This window comes from Paenibacillus sp. FSL H8-0283, assembly GCF_045040675.1.
Lineage (GTDB): Bacteria > Bacillota > Bacilli > Paenibacillales > Paenibacillaceae > Paenibacillus > Paenibacillus amylolyticus.
The window spans coordinates 5,475,697-5,496,000 of sequence record NZ_CP150295.1 but is presented as its reverse complement, the minus strand read 5'-3'; the positions used below and the strand labels follow the sequence as shown (position 1 = coordinate 5,496,000).

The following is a 20,304-nucleotide window of genomic DNA, read 5'->3' as shown; positions in this document are numbered from 1 at the left end:
GGGGAATATTCATGACCAGAGAACATATCCCATCTGCTCAGGCTGCCACATGGAGCGGTATTGCCGGTAATATGGGACTTGCGGTGATCAAAGCGGGAGTCGGTTATATGGCAAACAGCAAATCATTGCTCGCTGACGGCTTGTATTCTGCTTCTGAAGCTGGTTCTGCCCTGGCTGGTCTCTTTCCCTCCAAGTCTGTACGCGATAAGAGCAAGGCTCGCAGGGGACGGTTTAAAGAACATTCAAGTGTTGCTAGACCCGGAATCTCAGTATTGTTATCTGTGCTGATTCTCATGGGTGGATTACAGCTTGCCATCTCCGCATTGGGTAGTCTCTCCGGAAGTGAACCGGAAGCACCCGGCAAGTCGGTACTTTTGGTGGCTGTTGCAGCTTTGGCTGTGAAAGAAGCGATTTTTCAATTTCAGTACAGATATTTCCGTAAACGAAACCAGTCTCAGGCGCTGGCCTATGCACAGCAACATCGCCGTGCACTCTATTGTTCGCTCACCGTGTTAATCGGCATTATAGGATCGATGGCTGGTGAAGAGACGGGATTGAGCATGCTGCTCTACCTGGACCCCACGGCTGCGTTGATTGCTTCCTGTTTTGTGCTTCACAAGGGTTACCGAATGATTGTGGACACAGTCTATGGTTCACTTGTTCAGGAACTGGAGCAGGAAGAAGCCTCAGATTTCAGGGAGACCGTACAGCGGGTATATGGCATCATTACCATTGAGCATTTGGTTGCACGTGAACAGGAACATGACGTTACGATTGAGCTGGTCATTAGTGTGAATCCGAGAATCTCAATACTGGAAGCACAGGAGATTGCTAATCGGGCCAAGACTCTACTGTTAACCCGTTTCAGTCATGTGAAAGAAGTACAGATTCAAGCGATACCTTATGATCCAGGTTATCCCTATAAATCCAATCATGAACTGCCCGATCACGAAGCGACATTAATTCAGTAGTGAAGCGCGGGTCCAGTAGATCAGGAAAGGAGCGTTATCATTGCTTTATTCGCAATACCGGTGGAATACACCGAATATCGATTTGGAGGCGGCTGCGGGACTCTCGCAGGCGCTTTCCGTTTCACCCCTTGTTGGACGTTTGCTTGTGAGTCGAGGAGTGCACAATGAGAAGGAGGCCGAACGTTTTTTGCATCCTGATCTGAATCAGATGCATGATCCCTATCTGCTCCTCGGCATGAATGAAGCTGTGCCACGTATCAAGCTGGCATTGGAGCGGGAAGAACATATTTTGATCTACGGGGATTATGACGCTGATGGCGTATCCAGCACATCGCTCATGATCCATTTGATGCGTCATCTTGGGGCTTCGTACGATATATATATCCCTCATCGCTCGAATGAAGGGTATGGATTGCACAACCATGCGTTGGATTGGGCCCATCAACAAGGCGTTTCATTGATTATTACCGTGGACACCGGAATCAGTGCTGTTGAACAGATTGCCTATGCGGCAACGCTGGGCATCGAAGTCATTGTGACAGATCATCACGAGCCGCCTGAAATTTTGCCCGAAGCCTTTACACTTATTAATCCCAAACTTCCAGGATGCCCGTATCCTTTTAAAGGTTTGGCAGGAGCGGGAGTAGCCTTGAAGCTCGCTCAGGCATTAATCGGGGAAGTGCCCGGTGAATGGATGGAGATTGCCGCCATCGGCACCGTTGCCGATCTGATGCCTTTGGAAGGGGAGAACCGGGTTATCGTCAGTTATGGAATAGAATCGATGCGTGGTTCACGTCTTCCTGGTGTGAGTGCATTGTTGGAAATCAGTGGTGTGGATCAGAGTCAGGTGACTTCGATTAATATTGCCTTTGCCATGGCACCTCGTATTAATGCCAGTGGACGTTTGGATCATGCCGGGAGAGCGGTATCACTTCTCACCACCGAGAATCTGGATGAAGCTCATACGCTTGCGGGCCAGCTTGATCTATTGAATCGGGAGCGGCAGCAAGTCGTAGAGGGCATATTACAAGAAGCAACGGCACAGTTGGAACAAAAGATACAGCTTCGTTCAGGATCCGTTCCAAATGTAATCGTATTGGCTGGTGAGGGCTGGAACGTCGGAGTGGTTGGTATTGTGGCTTCCAAATTACTAGAGCGTTATTACCGACCTACACTTATCCTTGGGATCGATCCAGAGAGCGGTGTCTGCAAGGGCTCTGCGCGCTCCATTGAGGGCTTGGATATCTATCAGGCACTCACAGTCAATAAACACACTATGGACCATTACGGGGGACACCCTGCTGCAGCAGGTATGACCTTGCATCGGGAACAGTTGGAAGAACTTGAGGCTGGTTTGAATGAGTTTGCTGCATCTGTATTAACTGAAGAGGACTTTGTACCTCAACGTCTTGCGGATGATGAATGCAGAATCAGTGATGTTCCGCTGAAAGTGATCCAGGAGATCGACAGATTGCAGCCTTTTGGAATGAGCAATCCTTCGCCACGGTTTGTATTGAGAAGTGTGACTGTGAAGGAAACCAGAACGATGGGACGAGAGAAACGCCATCTGAAACTGGTTCTGGAACAGGATGGTCAGCAACTGGAAACCGTCGCTTTTGGCAAGGGAGCGTTAGCAGAGTTTCTTCTCCCAGGTTCCGTTATTGATGTGATGGGAGAACTGTCCATCAATGAATGGAATGGGATGAGAAAACCTCAATTGATGCTTCAGGACATTCATGTTCCTCAGGTCCAAGTGTTTGATTTGCGCGGTAATGCCGAGCCATTAAATGCGATGAAACATTTCTTGAGCTCACTTGAGGTGCATCTGCGATATAAATCTGGTTCTGTTGGTGCTATTGTTCGGAAAGAAACAGATGTTTCCGAGGGAAATTCATTGTATGAACCTTGCCTTTGGGTATATGATAGAAAGGTCGGGTTATTTCCGTGTAATGCTGCTGCACAGCATTATGGACAGGAACAAGTCCGGACGTTATTTGTGTTTGATACGCCGGAAACCCCGGAACAACTTAATGCCATGCTGGCTTTGTTCAGTGGAGCTGAGAATATCATCCTTCTGCACGGATCAGGCAACCGCCGAGATCGCCTTCAGATGCCTTCCAGAGAACTCTTTAAGCGTATTTATATGCAGGTGTTGAAATGGAAAGCTGAACCCGTGGAGGAACAAGAGATTACTCCTGTGCTCAGTCGTCAGTGTGGTTGTTCACCGCGCATGATTACGATGATGTTGGATGTATTCGAAGAGTTATCCTTCATTACCCGTGATAACGGCAAAATTGCGTTTGTGGATAACCCGCCTAAGCGTGAACTAACCGCTTCACGTCACTATCAGGCGCTCGAAAATATGGCCGAGATAGAACAGGTGATGCTGGATGCAGCCACACCGCAACTGACACAATGGATGATATCCCGGATGAAGGGCGTATCTTAGATGGAAGTTTGTGTATTTATTTTAGGAGGAGATTATTTTGGATTTTAAAGATTATATTCGTGTCATTCCTGACTTTCCACAACCGGGAATCAGCTTTAAGGACATTACAACATTGTTGAAGGATGGAGAAATGTACCGCAATGCGATCAATGAACTGAAAGTGATGGTTTCTGATCTCAAAATTGACGTTATTGCTGGACCTGAAGCACGTGGTTTCGTTGTGGGCGCCCCTCTGGCATACGCTCTTGGTGTCGGTTTTGCTCCGATTCGCAAAAGTGGAAAACTGCCTGGAGAGACGATTGAAGTTGGTTATGATCTCGAGTATGGCAAGGATACACTCGCGATGCACACAGATGCGATTGAAAAAGGTCAAAATGTCCTGATCGCAGATGATCTGCTCGCAACGGGTGGAACGATTGCAACTTCCATCAACTTGATTGAACAATTGGGTGGGAAAGTTGTCGGAGCTGCCTTCCTGATTGAGCTGTCTGATCTAAATGGTCGTGCCAAATTGCCAGAAATCGATGTATTCACATTGATGAATTATTAAGCTGAAATCTCCACATGTACCGCTGTGATGAAACATGAATTGTTTTTTCCGTTTCCCGGGAAATAATATACAGCATTAATGATTATCAAAAAGCCTGTTCTTCCAACCGTAAGGTTAGGGAGAACAGGCTTTTTGATGTGTATACGATGGAAATTAATCGGGCGTTTTTTCAGTGATAGGCTGTTTACGCGAATCGTCATTCAACCAGCCCAGTACTTCAAACAATTTGAATAGCAAGCTCATGGCAATTCCGACGATGGTTGCCAATGCCATCCCTTTCAGATGAACGCCATAGAAGGTAACTTCTGTACCACTCAGTCCAATGACCAATACAAGTGTAGTAAGCAGCAGATTGGTCGGTTTGGCAAAATCGACTTTCTGTTCAACCAAAATACGCAGACCAGATGCTGCAATAACCCCGAACAGAAGCAGGGATACGCCACCCATAACTGGCACAGGAATATTGGCTACAAGCGCCGAGAATGTTCCTGAGAAGGAGAGTACGATTGCAATGACTGCTGCGCCACCAATGACATATGTGGAGTATACGCGAGTCAGGGCCATTACACCGATGTTCTCACCATAGGTTGTATTGGGAGTAGATCCTACAAACCCGGACAGAATGGTGGAGACCCCATTACCAAGCAGGGAACGATGAAGCCCAGGGTCTTTCGAGAGATCTTTGCCTACAATGCTGCTCGTTACAAGCAAATGTCCAATATGTTCAACGATAACCACAAGCGCTACAGGTAAAATGGTGAAAATAACGGACCAGTCAAATGTAGGCGTTGTTACGGTTGGTAGTGAGATGAAATCAGCGTTTGCAATAGCTTTTTTTTCAACCAGACCCATAAAATAGCCTAATACATATCCGGATACAATACCGATTAGAATATGAATGATTTTGGGGAATCCACGGAACGTTACGGCACCAATGACAGTGATACCAAGCGTGGCCATGGATAAAATGATTGGTTTGGCTTGAGGTGCCCAGTTGGGATATTTAAGGATATCGGGATTAATCAGACCTGCCATTCCGGCAGCCACGGGTACAAGCTCCAGTCCGATCAGAGCAACGATGGCACCCATAACCGCTGGTGGGAAGACGACATTGATCCATCCGGTACCCGCAAATTTAATAATGAGGGCCACGAAACAGAAAACAAGTCCTGTTATGATAAAAGCTCCAAGTGCCATGGAGTAGCCATTCTCAGGATGTTGTTTTAATACCATTGTGACAGGTGCAATAAAGGCAAAGCTTGATCCGAGATATGCTGGAATCTTTCCTTTACACATCAGTATGTACAACAATGTTCCAATTCCGTTCATCAGCAGGATCATACTTGGATCAACACCGAACAGGTTTGGTACAAGTACCGTACTGCCAAACATGGCGAACAAATGCTGAAGGCTAAGCAGTGAACCTGAGCCAAGTGGCATCTTTTGATTAACCTGAATTTCGCGTTGCAATGAATTTCATCTCCTTTTCCGAAACACAAACTTTCAATAGATTACAGAGTTTCTCTTAATTAATCAATAACATTTTTGACGTAGCAAAGCGATGGAATTTATATTTTCATGAATTTTCCTTCTATTTCAGCAAATAACGGCAATAATACATAAGAAATAAGAAATACATCCAATCCCCTGTGAGTCATAGGGAAACGAGATAGAAGTAATTCAGATCACCAATATAAAAATTGGATAAGCGCTCTTATTCGTCAGCAGTTGACGGGAAACGGGCGAAGCGTCATAATTATAGGAAATTACTTTTACGGGGAACCTGTGTTGCAGCACTGTCACGGGTTCCATTTGGTATAGAAAGGACACGGAACAGATCAGAATGGGCATAGAGCAATTACTCGAGAAGGCCGGGGCATATATCAAAGAACCCGATCTGGTGCGCATACGAGAAGCTTACGAATTTGCTGATCAGGCCCACCATGGACAGACGCGAAAATCGGGAGAACCGTATATTCTGCATCCGCTTGCGGTTGCCGACATTGTTGTGAACATGCAGATGGACACCATCTCCATAATAGCAGCGCTTCTTCATGATGTAGTAGAGGATACTACGGTCTCACTTGAAGAGATCCGCAATCATTTCGGCAATACGTGTGCCATGCTTGTTGACGGCTTGACGAAGCTGGAACGTATTCAGTTTCGCTCCAAGGAAGAACAGCAGAACGAGAACTACCGCAAAATGTTCATCGCCATGGCGCAGGACATCCGTGTCATCGTGATTAAATTGGCTGACCGTCTGCATAATATGCGGACACTCAAGTTTCAGTCGGAAGAAAGCCAGCGCCGGATTTCATATGAGACGCTGGAAATTTTCTGTCCGATTGCAAACCGTTTGGGTATCTCTGCAATCAAATGGGAAATGGAGGACATCGCCCTCCGTTATTTGAATCCGCAGCAGTATTACCGAATTGCTAACCTAATGCACAAAAAACGTGCGGAACGGGAGCAATATATTGATACGGTTATGGATGGAATTACGAACAAGCTCGATGAGATGGGAATTCAGGCAGACCTTTCGGGCCGCCCGAAACATATCTACAGCGTGTTCAAGAAAATGACTACCAAAAACAAGCAGTTTAACGAAATTTATGATCTGCTTGCCATTCGTATTATTGTGGATAATATCAAGGATTGTTATGCTACCTTGGGAATTATACACACGCTATGGAAACCGATGCCTGGACGCTTCAAAGACTACATTGCGATGCCAAAGGCGAATATGTATCAATCGCTGCATACAACGGTAGTTGGTCCCAATGGCGAACCAACGGAAGTACAGATCCGGACATGGGATATGCACCGGACTGCTGAATTTGGTATTGCTGCCCACTGGGCCTACAAAGAAGGCGCTGCGAACGGAAATCATTTTGAAGACAAGATTACCTTCTTCCGTGAAATTCTTGAACTTCAAAACGAAGCACAGGATGCATCAGAATTCGTAGAGTCACTCAAAATGGATTTCTTCTCGGATCTGGTATTTGTATTTACGCCAAAAGGAGAAGTCATCGAATTGCCGATCGGCTCTGTTCCTTTGGATTTTGCTTATCGAATCCATACGGAGGTGGGTAATCGGACCATTGGTGCCAAAGTAAACGGTCGGATTGTTCCGCTCGATTATCATCTGAAGACAGGTGATATAATCGAAATTTTGACGTCCAAACATTCTTACGGACCGAGCCAGGACTGGATGAAAATTGCGAAATCTTCTCATGCACGAGCGAAGATCAAGCAATGGTTCAAGAAGGAACGCCGTGAAGAAAACGTTGAAAAAGGTCGGGAGAGCTGTGAGCGCGAACTGAAGCGTATGGGGCTTGACCCTTCTGCGTGGATGACGGATGACAAGTTGATGGAAGCTGCCAAAAAATATGCGTTTAACGATATTGATGACATGCTTGCGGCTGTTGGATTCGGTGGGATTACTGCTGCACAGATTGTAACCAAAGCAACCGAAAAACTGCGTAAAGAGCAGGAAGAGTCCAGTTTGCTGGAATTAAATTCCGAGATGCGCGAGCTGAAACCTGCGCCTGAGCGCAGAAATCGTCCAACCAACGGTATTCGTGTTAAAGGCATCGATAATCTGCTTGTTCGATTCGCACGATGCTGTAATCCTGTACCTGGGGATGACATTATCGGATATGTTACACGTGGACGCGGCGTTTCCGTACACCGTAGTGACTGTCCGAATATCCCGACAAGTGCAGACGGTGAAGAAGCAGCACGTGTTATTGAGGTCGAGTGGGAAGAGAATATCGAAGCAAGTTACAGTGTGGATATTGAGATTACAGGCCATGATCGGAATGGCTTGCTCAACGAGGTACTTCAGGCTGTATCTGAAAGTAAAACCAATATATCTGCCGTTACAGGACGGACAGATAAAAATAAATTAGCATTGGTGCACGTCACAATTCTGATTCGTAATACGGATCATCTGCAATCCGTTGTAGAACGGATCAAACGTGTGAAAGATGTCTATTCGGTGCATCGGATTATGCAGTAAGGAGCCTGTAAGATGAGGGTGCTTGTACAACGTTGTAAAGAGGCTCAGGTGACTGTGGGAGACGAGCTGACAGGTAAGATCGAATCCGGATTAATGCTACTCGTGGGCATTACCCATGAGGACACCGAGAAGGATGCCCAGTATCTGGCTGACAAAGTTAGTGGGTTGCGGATATTTGAGGATGATCAGGAGAAGATGAATCTCAGTCTGCTTGATGTAGGCAGTGCTGTATTGTCTGTTTCCCAGTTCACCCTGTACGGAGATTGTCGCAAAGGAAAGCGTCCGAGCTTTGCGGCTGCGGCCCGACCTGAAGCGGCAGAACTGTTATATGAAACGTTTAATCAACTGCTACGGGATAAAGGTATCCAGGTTGAAACCGGGCGTTTCGGAGCGATGATGGATGTAACATTTACCAACTGGGGACCCGTGACTTTGATGCTTGAAAGTCCGGTTCGTCAGGAACCACGTGCATAATTCCATGGGGTTCAGGCCATAATAAGGGATAATTCGTTGATGACCATTTCATGATCAAAGGAGTATCCATCCAATTATGCGCCAATCTGCGAAAGAAACACGTACCCGTTCAGAACCTTTGTTACTCCCTGGCAACCTGTATGAATCATTGCACCTTGCCCGTTCGGCTGCTGAGTATGTTGCAACGATCTGGGCACTTCAGGATTCGGACAAAGGGAAGCAGAGTCATCTTCCGCGATCTTGAATGTCTACACAGGGATATAAACATCCGATATTTGGATTATACAGATTTTGAAAAAGTCCTGATTCCTTCCCGAATCAGGACTTTTTGTCGTGAGTTGATCTTTTTAACTATTCGTTTGAAGACTTCGTTACAAAATGAAATTACATTGAATTGTTATAAATTGCTCTGGTGAGGGTAATAACAAAACGAGGCACAACGAAGTGCCAATGTACTGCAAGACCCGATTTTATAAAGAAAGTTCGAACACGGAAAGGAGAACATACGTTATGAGTAAAGTTGCTTTTTTATTGGCGAATGACTTTGAAGATTCGGAGATGCAGGTCCCGTATGACGAAGTAAAAAAAGCTGGACATGAAGTGGAGATTATCGGATTAAAAGCCGGTGAGACCCTTAAAGGTAAAGGAGGAAAGGCCTCCTATACCACAGATAAGGCGATTGGTGATGCTTCCGCTTCAGATTATGATGCAGTCGTGATTCCTGGTGGATCATCCCCTGAGAATTTGCGAAGTGATGCGCATATCTTGAAGTTTGTCACCGAGATCAACAGTGCGAAGAAACCAATTGCTGCGATCTGTCATGGTCCGCAAATTTTGGCTAGTGCCGGTCTGTTGAAAGGCCGTACCATTACATCCTATCCACCACTTAAGGATGATATGGTAAACGCAGGAGCAGAGTTCAAGGATCATGAGGCCGTTGTGGATGGAAACTATATTACATCCCGAACACCTGAAGATGAGCCAGCGTTTGTACGTGAACTGCTAAAAGTTATATAACTTCAGCTAGTGCAACTGACATATATTGATGTATCTTAGCTACGTTACATCGTGGGGTTACGAAACTTCACGTTGCATTTCATTCCGAAAAAGGAGGGTTTGACATGACAAAACATATTCAGGCGTATTTTCGAACCGAGGACGAGGCAGAGGGAGCAAGAACTTCACTTCAGACGTTCCGTACAGAGCATTTGGAAGTAGGTCAACTGGACAGTGCGGTAGGTAGAGACACGCGTGTTATGGTGCCACTGGTGCCTTATAATACAGCAGGTGGCGTAGGCACCAACGGAGCAATGGGTGTAGGTGCAGCCCCTGGTGTTCCAGCTAGCGAAAATGTGATCCCTGTAGTAGCCAATGTGGACCGTGATGCAGAACGGGATACTCGTGACAGAGTGAATGAGGATGGAGACCTGCTGAATGCTGCAGATGTGTCTTCGGCCGATTATGATGATCTGCATTATGTTCTGTCTGCCAAAGTAAGGGATGAGGATTATGACGAGATTGTTCATAAGCTTCGTTCCAACCATGCCTATGTGGAAGATTTGAATTAACGTGTAGATACTTCTTGGCCCTTGCACTGCTCGACCACACAGTCGAGTGATGTGCAAGGGCTTTTTAATCAGGAGGATATTAAAAAACTAACTTATAAAGCGCTATCATTTTTGTAATATTACTGTAATATTAGATACATAAGCCTTTAACATAGTGGGCTTATAATAACACACATGACCCCCTTTTTTTATATATCCTTTGAGCCTGCACACCGTGTGCAGGCTATTTTTTTTGAGCTGAGAATGTGTATGTTTTGGGCAGAGCTTACCCCTTTATTCAATTTTTGCTAGAATAGAGAGATGGGTTTATATATTCTACAGCGAATTGTTCTCATAGTTGGGCTACATTGGACGGTAAATCTAGCTCCAGTGATTGGGTTCAGGCGAATCCAATCCTATGACAGAGAGTATGAGGAACTCATCGCCAGAGTGATCCGTCATATTCCAGATGAACATATACTCGCTGAAACGGCCCCACCTTTTTTATATAAGTACGGGGCAGCCGTTTCTGCTTGATCGATGGAATTTGAAAGTTATATAGAATGCCTCGTTTGAGAAATGACACCTACAATGCTAAAGCAACAGAGTTCTCATGCGAATGGCTAGAGACAGATTTAAGGGGGAATTAGTTTTGAGTAAGGTTGGAAGAAATGATTTATGCCCATGCGGTAGTGGGAAAAAATATAAGAAATGTTGTCTGAACAAGGAGTCCTCTGCAGTAGAATCCATACTGGGGATAATATCAGCGGAGCAACCGGTTCGGGAAGCCTCCATGCAGCCTGAGAGCAAACTGACCTTGACCAAGCTGAAAAAGATGGTGGCAAGCGATTTGAAATGGGAGCACCCGGCTCACGAACAGCTGGCCCTGCAGACTATTGAGAACATGAGGAACCAATACGAGCCCGAGGTAATTTTGGAAGCTCTGGTGTTATGGAACGGCTACTCCCGTCAGACCCGCCCTACTGTGAAGAAGACAGGCTCGTTCTCTGCTGCAATTGAGTATTTGCTGTCCGAGGAATACGGCTTCCATGTCTCAAAGGCTGAGCTGGCTGATAAATATGAGGTAACGACAGGCACGATCTCCCGGAAGGTTAAGGAGATGAATAGTTACATCGAAGAATACGGCATGGGCGGTGAAACGGACGAGCTATTGATGCTGAACGGTCCAGGCACATCGAAAGACAAAGCACAGGCTCTGCTGTCTAAGGCGAGGGAAGCGAGCTCTTCCAAACGGAGAGTACATCTGGCGGAAACAGCGCTGGAGATGTATCCTGACAGCTCTGATGCGTATCTTATTCTAGCTGAGGAATCGGACAATGAGAATGATGCACGATCTTACCTCAAGGAAGGAATCGCTGCTGGCAAACGTGAACTGGGCGAACTGTTCTTTGAGGAGAACAAAGGGGACTTCTGGGGGCTTCATGAGACTCGTCCCTATATCCGGATATGCAAAAGCTATGCCGAATCCTGCTGGTTTGGTGGAGATACCAAAGAAGCAGCACAGATCCTGGAGCATATGCTAGAGCTTAATACGGAAGACAATACCGGAGCACGTTACCTGCTCGCTGCTGTGTATTTGTACAGCAACCAATTGGAACAGGCAGAGCAATTGCTGGAGGAGTATGGAAGAGGTGACGCCGCAGCGGCCTTTGCTTATGACAAGATTATTCTAGAGTATAAGAAAAACGGAATCACCTCCCAGCTCAAAATGCTGTACCGTGTGGCGCGGGGTGTGAACAAACATGTGCCTGATTACCTGTTGGGTTTGAAACGGCTGCCGCATAACCTCCCTGACTTTGTCGGCATGGGCGACTCCGACGAAGCGATTGAATATGTCATTATGCATTCCCGTTTATGGGCGAGCGCGCCGGATCTGTTGAAGTGGATGTTGCAACAATAGAGGAATAAGAAGCGAATAGAAGTTGGAATTCATATGATGAATCCAGCTTCTATTATCCGTGATTTCTGTCACTCCCCCATCCGGTGCAGCGTGTGAGTAAAATTTTTTAGAGCTATCTTTTCGTGTTAACCCTTGACTTTAGCACTGCGGTTCATTACAATCAGAAAATAATACGTTGACTATAGTCAATACAAGTCGATTTTTGAACTATATTACTGATTTGATGACGGGACCAAGTACTCCGTGCCCACATGACCAGAGAGGAATCCCAAGGCTGTAAGGATTCTCTTGATGAGCGGACGAATGACTTCCCCGAGAACAGACGGCGAACACAGCAGAGATGATCTGTTGACCAGTAGCCGGCCTGCGCAGGACGTGCGTTACACGTAGAGCGGAATATCTGCTTGATCAGGGTGCTGTATGCAATCTTGAATCATCAGAGATCACCTGAACGGCTAAATTGTCAGGTTTCCGGAATGTGGGTGGTACCACGGGTGAATGTATATTACACAATCTCTCGTCCCTTTGTTTGCTGTATATACAGCGACAGGGCGAGGGATTTTTTTGTTATATAAGTTGATTTAAAAGAAATACACGAAAACGGAGATTGTAGAACCAAGCTGTAGAAGCGAAGCGTTCGCCTAAAAGATTTCTGAAAGAAAGCTGCATCGGAAGCATATGCTATCACCAGATTTCCACATTATAAAATTAATTCAAAAAATCTGGGGATAACAGCGATTGTAAGGTTCTTCTGCCCGCGCAGTGATCACGTGTAGAATTTTTTAACTTTTAGAGAAAAAAATCAATGCTGGAGGGATCAAGATGGCTTTTCAAAAACCGACTGGAACGCAGGACTTACTGCCTGGAGTTGTCGAGAAATGGCAGTACGTAGAAGAAAAAGCACGAGATCTGTGTCGACGGTTTAATTACCGTGAGATTCGTACACCGATCTTCGAACAGACTTCTTTATTTGTACGCGGTGTAGGAGAGACTACCGATATCGTTGAGAAAGAAATGTATACCTTTGATGACAAAGGAAATCGCAGCATGACTCTTCGTCCGGAGGGAACAGCGGGTGTTGTCCGTGCGTATGTGGAGAATAAAATCTACGGCGAACCGGATCTGAGCAAGCTCTATTACATCGGTCCGATGTTCCGGTACGAGCGTCCCCAGGCAGGCCGTCAGCGTCAGTTCCACCAGTTTGGTGTAGAAGCCATCGGTGCGCTGGACCCCGCGATTGATGCCGAAGTAATCGCACTAGGTTACCAGTTGTGTGTAGAGCTCGGCTTGAAGGATGTCAAAGTGGAGATCAACTCCGTTGGTAACTCAACCAGCCGTGCAGAATACCGCGAGACGTTACTTGGGTTCCTCAGACCGATGAAAGACAGCCTGTGCAAGGACTGCCAGTCCCGCATGGAGCGTAATCCGCTGCGTGTACTCGACTGTAAAGTCGATCAGGACAAATTCGCTGGGGCACCGTCCATACTGGATAGCCTGGATGAAGAGTCTTTGAATCACTTTGCCAAGCTGCAGGCATACCTGGATGATTTTGGTGTGGATTATGCTGTGAACAATCGTCTGGTACGGGGCTTGGATTATTACACACTGACTGCTTTTGAATTAAAAGCCCAAGGTATTGGAGCAATTGATACCGTTGGCGGCGGTGGTCGATACAATGGTCTCGTTGGAGATATCGGTGGACCTGATCAGCCGGGTATCGGCTTCGGTATTGGTCTGGAGCGTATTCAACTGATTCTGGAGCACCAAAATATTGAGGTCACTACGCTGGCTCCACTGGATGTGTACTTTGTTGCTCTGGGAGAGGCAGCTGATCGTGAAGTGAACCGTCTGTTGTTCAAACTTCGTCAGTCTGGACTGTCTGGGGAACGTGATTATCTGGGTCGCAAGATGAAAGCACAGATGAAATCAGCTGACCGTTTCAAATCCCGCTACACTGCCATCCTTGGTGATGACGAGCTGGAGCGTGGTGAGATCGCCCTCAAATCAATGGATACGGGTGAGCAACAAACCGTGAAACTTGATGACCTGGTAGCGACAATTCGCGAAGGTAAATAAGCACGAAGTGTTACATTAAGATCAAAACTTTCGAGTAAAACAATTGATCCGGCAAAAGTACTGAGGTTCACCGACGATTCCAATTAAGCGGAAGTTGGCGAGCCAGAGGTAACATGCCTTTTCGAATACATGGTCTACACGTAACCGGACTGTTGAAGAGCAGGTACTAACTGCCCACACAGAACGGAAATTCACATAATGAGGAGTTTGGTTATGAAAAGAAGTCATCATTGCGGCGCATTAACACCCGCACACATCGGTGAAACAGTAACATTGAACGGTTGGGTTCAGACCCGCCGTGACTTGGGGGGCGTACTCTTCATCGACCTGCGTGATCGCAGCGGGATTGTACAAGTTGTCTTTAACCCGGCTTATTCCGGTGAAGCTCTGCAAATCGCAGATCGCGTACGTAGCGAGTATGTTATCGCTGTAACGGGTAAAGTTGTTAAACGTGATGCTGAAACAGTTAACAAAAACCTGCCTACTGGCGAAATTGAAGTTCAAATCACAGAAATCGAAGTGCTCAATGCAGCCAAAACACCTCCATTCTTCATTGAAGATGGTGTCGAAGTTGATGAATCCCTTCGTTTGAAATATCGTTACCTGGACCTGCGTCGTCCGGAAATGTTCGAAACATTGAAACTGCGTTCCAAAGCATCCAAAGTGTTCCGTGACTACCTGGATGGAGAAGAGTTCGTTGAAGTGGAAACACCAATCCTGACCAAGAGCTCCCCGGAAGGTGCACGTGATTATCTCGTACCGAGCCGTGTGCATGAAGGTGAATTCTTCGCCTTGCCACAATCCCCACAAATCTACAAACAGTTGCTGATGGTGGGTGGCGTTGAGCGTTATTATCAGATCGCTCGTTGTTTCCGGGATGAGGATCTGCGTGCAGACCGTCAACCAGAATTCACTCAAGTCGACATCGAGACTTCTTTCTTGCAACAGGATGACCTGCTGCCAATGATGGAAGAACTGATGGCCAAATTGCTGCGTGAAACCAAAGGAATTGAGCTGGAACTGCCTTTCCAACGGATTACGTATGCAGATGCAATGGGTAAATACGGTTCAGACAAACCAGATCTGCGCTTTGGTATGGAACTGGTTGAAATGAACGATATCGTAGCAAACAGTGGTGTGAAAGTATTTGCTTCTGTCATCGAAAAAGGTGGAGAAGTGAAAGTGCTGAACGCTAAAGGCTGTGGTACATGGAGTCGTAAAGAGATCGATGATCTCGGACCATTTGCTGCACGTTACGGTGCGAAAGGTCTGGCTTGGATTCAAGTGAAAGACGGCGAGTTCAAAGGGCCAATCGTGAAGTTCTTCACGCCTGAAGAAATCGAAGCTGTCAAAGAGCGCACTGGTGCTGAAGATGGCGACTTGTTGCTCTTCTCCGCAGACACGAAAAAAGTGGTTGCTGACGTTCTGGGCGCACTGCGTCTGAAAATCGGCCGTCAACTGGGTCTGATTGATGACAGCAAATTCAAATTTGCTTGGGTTGTGGACTTCCCACTCCTCGGATATGATGAAGATGCGAAACGTTATGTGGCAGAACACCATCCGTTCACTCGTCCAAAAGACGAAGATGTACATCTGTTTGACACAGATCCAGGTGCAATCCGCGCTCAAGCCTATGACCTTGTTCTCAATGGTTATGAAGTAGGTGGCGGTTCGATGCGTATCTACAAACGTGATGTTCAGGAGAAAATGTTTGCTGCCCTTGGACTCTCTACAGAAGTAGCGAATGAGAAATTCGGCTATCTGTTGGAAGCTTTCGAATATGGAACTCCACCGCATGGTGGTATTGCCTTTGGTCTGGACCGTCTCGTGATGTTGCTGGCAGGTCGCACGAATCTGCGTGAAACCATTGCCTTCCCGAAAACGGCAAGTGCAACGGATCTGCTCATGAATGCACCTTCTGAAGTGGATGACTCTCAATTGGAACAACTTCACATCCGTGTAGCCCGTAAACCGGTAGCGGAAAAGAAATAAAGGAGGCATCGATTCTCAATGCTCCATCAATTTTCAAGAACAGAACTTGCGATCGGACCGGAAGGTCTGGACACGTTGAAGAATAGTACAGTCGCTGTGCTCGGTATTGGCGGCGTAGGTGGTATTGCTGTAGAAGCTCTTGCCCGTAGCGGCGTTGGGCGTATCATCCTGATTGATAAGGACGTCGTGGACATCACCAATATTAACCGCCAGATTCATGCTCTGACTACGACAGTGGGGCAGAAAAAAGCGGATCTGATGGTGGAACGTGTGAAACTGATCAATCCGGAATGTGATGCAATTGCCCTGAATATGTTTTACACGGAAGAAACATATGAGGAATTGTTCAAATATGATCTGGATTATGTGCTGGATGCATCCGACACGATTATCTACAAAATCCATCTCATTAAAGAGTGCCTGAAACGTAAAATTCCGATGATTTCCAGCATGGGTGCGGCGAATAAAATGGACCCGACGAAATTCCAGGTTGCAGATATTTCGAAAACGACCATGGACCCGATTGCCCGTGTTGTGCGTACGACACTTCGTAAAGACGGCATCAAAAAAGGTGTGAAAGTGGTCTTCTCGACTGAAAAACCGATGAAACCGCGTGAGGATGTAACACAAAAAATCGTTCCCGAGAATGCTCCGGAAATTCGCAAGGCTAAACAGCCACCTGCGAGTAACTCATTTGTGCCTCCGGTAGCCGGACTGATTATGGTCAGTGTTGCGATTAAGGATTTGTTAGAAATTGCAGAGAACAAGCAGCTGTAACTTGCTACCAACTGAAGAAGCGTGGATGCTGATAAGGCATCTGCGCTTTTTTGTGTGATCATACTTCGCAAGAGAGGAGCGGATGGGACGTCAATCGTCTATGATAGCCGAACTGTATTCCTAGATAAATGTCAGAGTTACGTCATGTACTTCAAAGTCAAAACCGTGTATGATATTCACTGCTGCGCGAAATGATGATACATACATAAAGAATTTGCGGCTACAGAGAGGGGAATAGAACGAAATGAAACACGGATGGATGACCAGACGTCTTGGCATGGAGCCAGGAGACCAGTGGAAGAAGGAAGTTGTGGCGGGAGCCATTTCCTATTTTGCCGTGGTCTATATCGTTATGGTCAATGCTACAATTCTTTCCGATGCCGGGATGCCTTTGCAGGCAGCTATGGTTGGAACACTGCTGACGTCCATTGCAGGATGTTTGCTCATGGCATTTGGCGGAAAATCACCGATTATCGTGGTACCCGGAATGGGGATTAATGCATTTTTCACGTATACACTTGTACATTCCATGAAATTAAGCTGGCAAGAAGCGCTGGCTGTTGTAACCGTTACAGGTATACTGTTTGCCATTGTTGCGTTTACGTCACTATACAAAATGATCAGCGAAGCAATCCCGAAAAATCTGCAGCATGGCATTACGGTCGGGATTGGTTTGTTTCTGACATTTATCGGTTTGCAAAAAAGTGGAATCGTTATCGCACATCAGACCACGTTTGTTGCGATTGGGCATTTCAATGATCCCAATGTCATTACAGCCTGCGTTACGCTGGTGCTTGCCTTGATTTTATTTATACGTAACGTACAGGGTGGACTTCTGATCAGTATTCTGGTCGGGACAGGCCTTGCCTATGTACTTGGTGCAGTGAACCCGGGTGAGTCTGTATCAGCTATGGATGCGCTGCGTCAATACGGCGGCTTGTTTGGCGAATTATCTTTGATGAAACTGGCTGATGTCGCATTCTGGATCGCGGTATTTTTGCTACTGCTAATTGTGGTGTTCGAAAATATAGGATTAATTACCGCTCAGACACAGATGATTGGTCGTCCAGAGCGGTTCAAAGGAAGTCTACGCGCACTATCCATTAGTACCGTATTGGCAGGCGTATTCGGAAGCAGCCCTCCAGTTGCTGCAGCCGAGACTACAGCCGGAATTGCAGCAGGCGGTCGCACAGGTTTGACTCCGCTCGTTACAGCCGTGTTATTCGGGGCTACTTTTTTCTTCATCCCACTGCTCGGTTACATTCCGGACAGTGCAATTGCACCCATTTTGATCATTATTGGTGGCCTGATGGTACAAGGTGTGAAAGATATGGATTTTGGTGACTTCACAGAGGCATTCCCGGCATTTCTGATCATGGTCATGATTCCATTTACATATAGCATCGTGGACGGTATGGCGTTTGGATTTATTGCCTATCCATTAGCGAAGCTGGCAGCAGGTCAAGGTAAACAGGTGCCTGTGGTCATGTATGGCATTTCCATCCTCTTTTTAGCCAACTTTGTGTTGCATGGAGTTTTGTAATAACAAAAGGCAACGTCATGTAAGTTCATACGTATGATCTCTGGTGAGCAGATGGAGAACGGGAGGAACGGGAATGGAAGAGCAGCAACAAGCAGGGCAGAATGAACCGAAGGTAGGAAAAAAGGGATTTAAGGATTTCGTCAAGCTTATCGCCTCCACGAACCCGCCAAAACTGATCTTGATTCTGGCCCTCATCTTAACCCTGATTCAAACTACAGCCGGACTGATCGTGCCATTGATGACCAAAGGTCTGATTGATGGATTAACCACTTCGGCATTGAACAAATCTGTTATTTTGTTATTGCTTGGGGCATTTGTGATTCAGGCGATTGCCTCGGGTATTAGCATTTATATGTTAAATTACGCCGGACAACGGGTGGTCGCAACACTTCGCACCAAGCTGTGGAACAAGGTATTGTCGCTGCGAATGCCATATTTCGATCGGAATCGTACAGGCGATACGATGAGCCGGATTACGAATGATACAAGCCAGATCATGACGTTGATCGCGGATTATCTGGTTTCCTTTGTATCCAACATCGTTGCTGTTGTGGGTGGCGTGGCATTACTATTTTACTTGGATTGGGTGATGTCGCTCATTATTCTGAGTCTGGTGCCGCTTACGCTGTTGATCCTGTTGCCGGTCGGGAAGAAAATGTACAAGATCTCCAAGAAGCAGCAGGATGAGATGGCAGGTCTTACGTCCGTGCTCAGTCAGGTTATTGGCGAGATTCGCTTGGTCAAAGCCTACGGCACGGAGAAACAGGAAGTGGAAGCAGGAGATTCCCGGATTCGTAAAATGTTTGCTTTTGGCTTGCAGGAAGCGCGCATTCTTGCTCTGATCGGTCCTTTGTTTACATTTGTCATGACCGCCGTACTGGTCGTTATTCTGGGTGTGGGGGGAATGCGCGTAGCGTCTGGACTGTTGTCGCCTGGTGAACTGGTTGCGTTCATTTTGTTGTTGTTCCAGGTCATTATGCCAATGGGACAATTCACGACGTTATACTCTCGTTTGCAAAAAGTCGTAGGTGCAACGGAGCGGATACAAGCGATCCTTGCCGATGAGGAAGAGCCACATGACAGCACTAAGGTAGCACCAAAAGGAAATGAAACGATTGCATTCCATGATGTACATTTTTCCTATGTTACAGGTGAGGAAGTGTTGCACGGAATCAATTTGACGGTACCTACACGCAAAGTGACAGCCATTGTCGGCCCAAGCGGTAGCGGCAAATCAACGCTGTTCTCTTTGATGGAGCAGTTCTATATGCCCGATTCAGGCCATATTTCATATGGGGGACAAGCGATAACGGATTATTCTTTGGCCTCCTGGCGTAGCAAGATTGGGTACGTATCTCAGGAAAGTCCACTTATGGCGGGTACGATCAAAGACAACATCACGTACGGATTAGGTCGTGAGGCCACGATGGATGAGATCCGACGAGCTGCTGAGATGGCCTATTCTGCCGACTTTATAGACAAGTTGCCACAGGGATATGACACGGAAGTGGGCGAGAGGGGAATCAAGTTATCCGGGGGCCAACGTCAGCGGATTGCTATTGCTCGTGCTTTACTGCGCAGTCCGGATATTCTTATGTTGGATGAAGCCACATCCAGTCTGGATAGCACCTCGGAGTATGAAGTACAACAGGCTTTATCCAACCTGATGGAAGGAAGAACTACGATCGTGATCGCGCATCGATTGTCCACAGTGGTGGATTCCGATCAGATTGTTGTATTGGAGCATGGACATGTTACCGGAACAGGAACTCATACGGATTTAATTAACAATCATCCGGTATACCGTGAATTAGCGCAGAAACAGTTTGTGGCACAGGAAGGCAATGCAACTACAGTACAAAACGAAGAGTAATTCTCATTAATGCAGGGTCTCCGTAATACCCATGAGGTATTTCAACGGAGATCCTTTTTGCTCATCCTTTAAATTCCTCATATTTACAATAAGACCAACATACTCTATAT

The 20,304-nt window shown here is 46.5% G+C and carries 15 protein-coding genes; 14 read left to right on the top strand and 1 reads right to left on the bottom strand.

Going from position 1 to position 20,304, the window contains the following annotated elements; translation table 11 throughout:
- Nucleotides 1-11: 11 nt before the first annotated feature.
- Genes MHI52_RS24220 through MHI52_RS24210 form a run of 3 tightly spaced genes read left to right on the top strand, consistent with a single transcriptional unit; the run spans nucleotide 12 to nucleotide 3,970 of the window.
- Complete coding sequence (locus MHI52_RS24220) at nucleotides 12-971, top strand: cation diffusion facilitator family transporter (RefSeq protein WP_353883341.1); 960 nt, start codon at nucleotides 12-14, stop codon at nucleotides 969-971.
- A 40-nt stretch (nucleotides 972-1,011) separates the two neighbouring features.
- Nucleotides 1,012-3,420, top strand: coding sequence for a single-stranded-DNA-specific exonuclease RecJ (gene recJ / locus MHI52_RS24215; protein ID WP_353883340.1), 2,409 nt, complete (start codon nucleotides 1,012-1,014; stop codon nucleotides 3,418-3,420).
- 37 nt (nucleotides 3,421-3,457) lie between these two features.
- A complete protein-coding gene (locus MHI52_RS24210; RefSeq protein WP_017686780.1) occupies nucleotides 3,458-3,970 on the top strand; it encodes an adenine phosphoribosyltransferase in 513 nt (170 codons plus the stop codon).
- 153 nt (nucleotides 3,971-4,123) lie between these two features.
- Here MHI52_RS24210 and uraA read toward each other — a convergent pair whose 3' ends face one another.
- Nucleotides 4,124-5,440 carry a uracil permease gene (uraA, locus tag MHI52_RS24205; RefSeq protein ID WP_405157798.1) on the bottom strand — a complete coding sequence of 439 codons (1,317 nt, stop codon included), beginning with the start codon at nucleotides 5,438-5,440 and terminating at the stop codon, nucleotides 4,124-4,126.
- Nucleotides 5,441-5,813: 373 nt separating this feature from the next.
- Between uraA and MHI52_RS24200 the strand changes: the two genes are divergently transcribed.
- The 11 genes from MHI52_RS24200 (at nucleotide 5,814) to MHI52_RS24150 (ending at nucleotide 20,194) form a co-directional block, all read left to right on the top strand.
- Nucleotides 5,814-7,991 carry a bifunctional (p)ppGpp synthetase/guanosine-3',5'-bis(diphosphate) 3'-pyrophosphohydrolase gene (locus MHI52_RS24200; protein WP_036616894.1) on the top strand — a complete coding sequence of 726 codons (2,178 nt, stop codon included), beginning with the start codon at nucleotides 5,814-5,816 and terminating at the stop codon, nucleotides 7,989-7,991.
- Between the two features lie 12 nt (nucleotides 7,992-8,003).
- Nucleotides 8,004-8,465, top strand: coding sequence for a D-aminoacyl-tRNA deacylase (dtd, locus tag MHI52_RS24195; protein ID WP_405157797.1), 462 nt, complete (start codon nucleotides 8,004-8,006; stop codon nucleotides 8,463-8,465).
- Between the two features lie 76 nt (nucleotides 8,466-8,541).
- Nucleotides 8,542-8,709 carry a hypothetical protein gene (locus MHI52_RS24190; protein ID WP_017686784.1) on the top strand — a complete coding sequence of 56 codons (168 nt, stop codon included), beginning with the start codon at nucleotides 8,542-8,544 and terminating at the stop codon, nucleotides 8,707-8,709.
- A 266-nt stretch (nucleotides 8,710-8,975) separates the two neighbouring features.
- Entirely contained in the window at nucleotides 8,976-9,482 is a 507-nt protein-coding gene (locus MHI52_RS24185) for a type 1 glutamine amidotransferase domain-containing protein (protein ID WP_036616900.1), read from the top strand.
- A gap of 104 nt (nucleotides 9,483-9,586) precedes the next feature.
- Entirely contained in the window at nucleotides 9,587-10,033 is a 447-nt protein-coding gene (locus MHI52_RS24180; RefSeq protein ID WP_036616903.1) for a hypothetical protein, read from the top strand.
- 631 nt (nucleotides 10,034-10,664) lie between these two features.
- Nucleotides 10,665-11,933 carry an SEC-C metal-binding domain-containing protein gene (locus MHI52_RS24175; RefSeq protein WP_405157796.1) on the top strand — a complete coding sequence of 423 codons (1,269 nt, stop codon included), beginning with the start codon at nucleotides 10,665-10,667 and terminating at the stop codon, nucleotides 11,931-11,933.
- Nucleotides 11,934-12,755: 822 nt separating this feature from the next.
- Entirely contained in the window at nucleotides 12,756-14,009 is a 1,254-nt protein-coding gene (hisS, locus tag MHI52_RS24170; RefSeq protein ID WP_405157795.1) for a histidine--tRNA ligase, read from the top strand.
- 213 nt (nucleotides 14,010-14,222) lie between these two features.
- Nucleotides 14,223-16,001: an aspartate--tRNA ligase gene (gene aspS, locus MHI52_RS24165; RefSeq protein ID WP_036616911.1), complete on the top strand. Its 1,779-nt coding sequence runs from the start codon at nucleotides 14,223-14,225 to the stop codon at nucleotides 15,999-16,001.
- 18 nt (nucleotides 16,002-16,019) lie between these two features.
- On the top strand, nucleotides 16,020-16,778 hold the full coding sequence (locus MHI52_RS24160) for a tRNA threonylcarbamoyladenosine dehydratase (protein WP_282320412.1): 759 nt from the start codon (nucleotides 16,020-16,022) through the stop codon (nucleotides 16,776-16,778).
- A gap of 259 nt (nucleotides 16,779-17,037) precedes the next feature.
- Nucleotides 17,038-18,321, top strand: a complete 1,284-nt coding sequence (locus MHI52_RS24155) for an NCS2 family permease (protein ID WP_405157794.1) — start codon at nucleotides 17,038-17,040, stop codon at nucleotides 18,319-18,321.
- 73 nt (nucleotides 18,322-18,394) lie between these two features.
- On the top strand, nucleotides 18,395-20,194 hold the full coding sequence (locus MHI52_RS24150; protein ID WP_405157793.1) for an ABC transporter ATP-binding protein: 1,800 nt from the start codon (nucleotides 18,395-18,397) through the stop codon (nucleotides 20,192-20,194).
- Nucleotides 20,195-20,304: the final 110 nt, after the last annotated feature.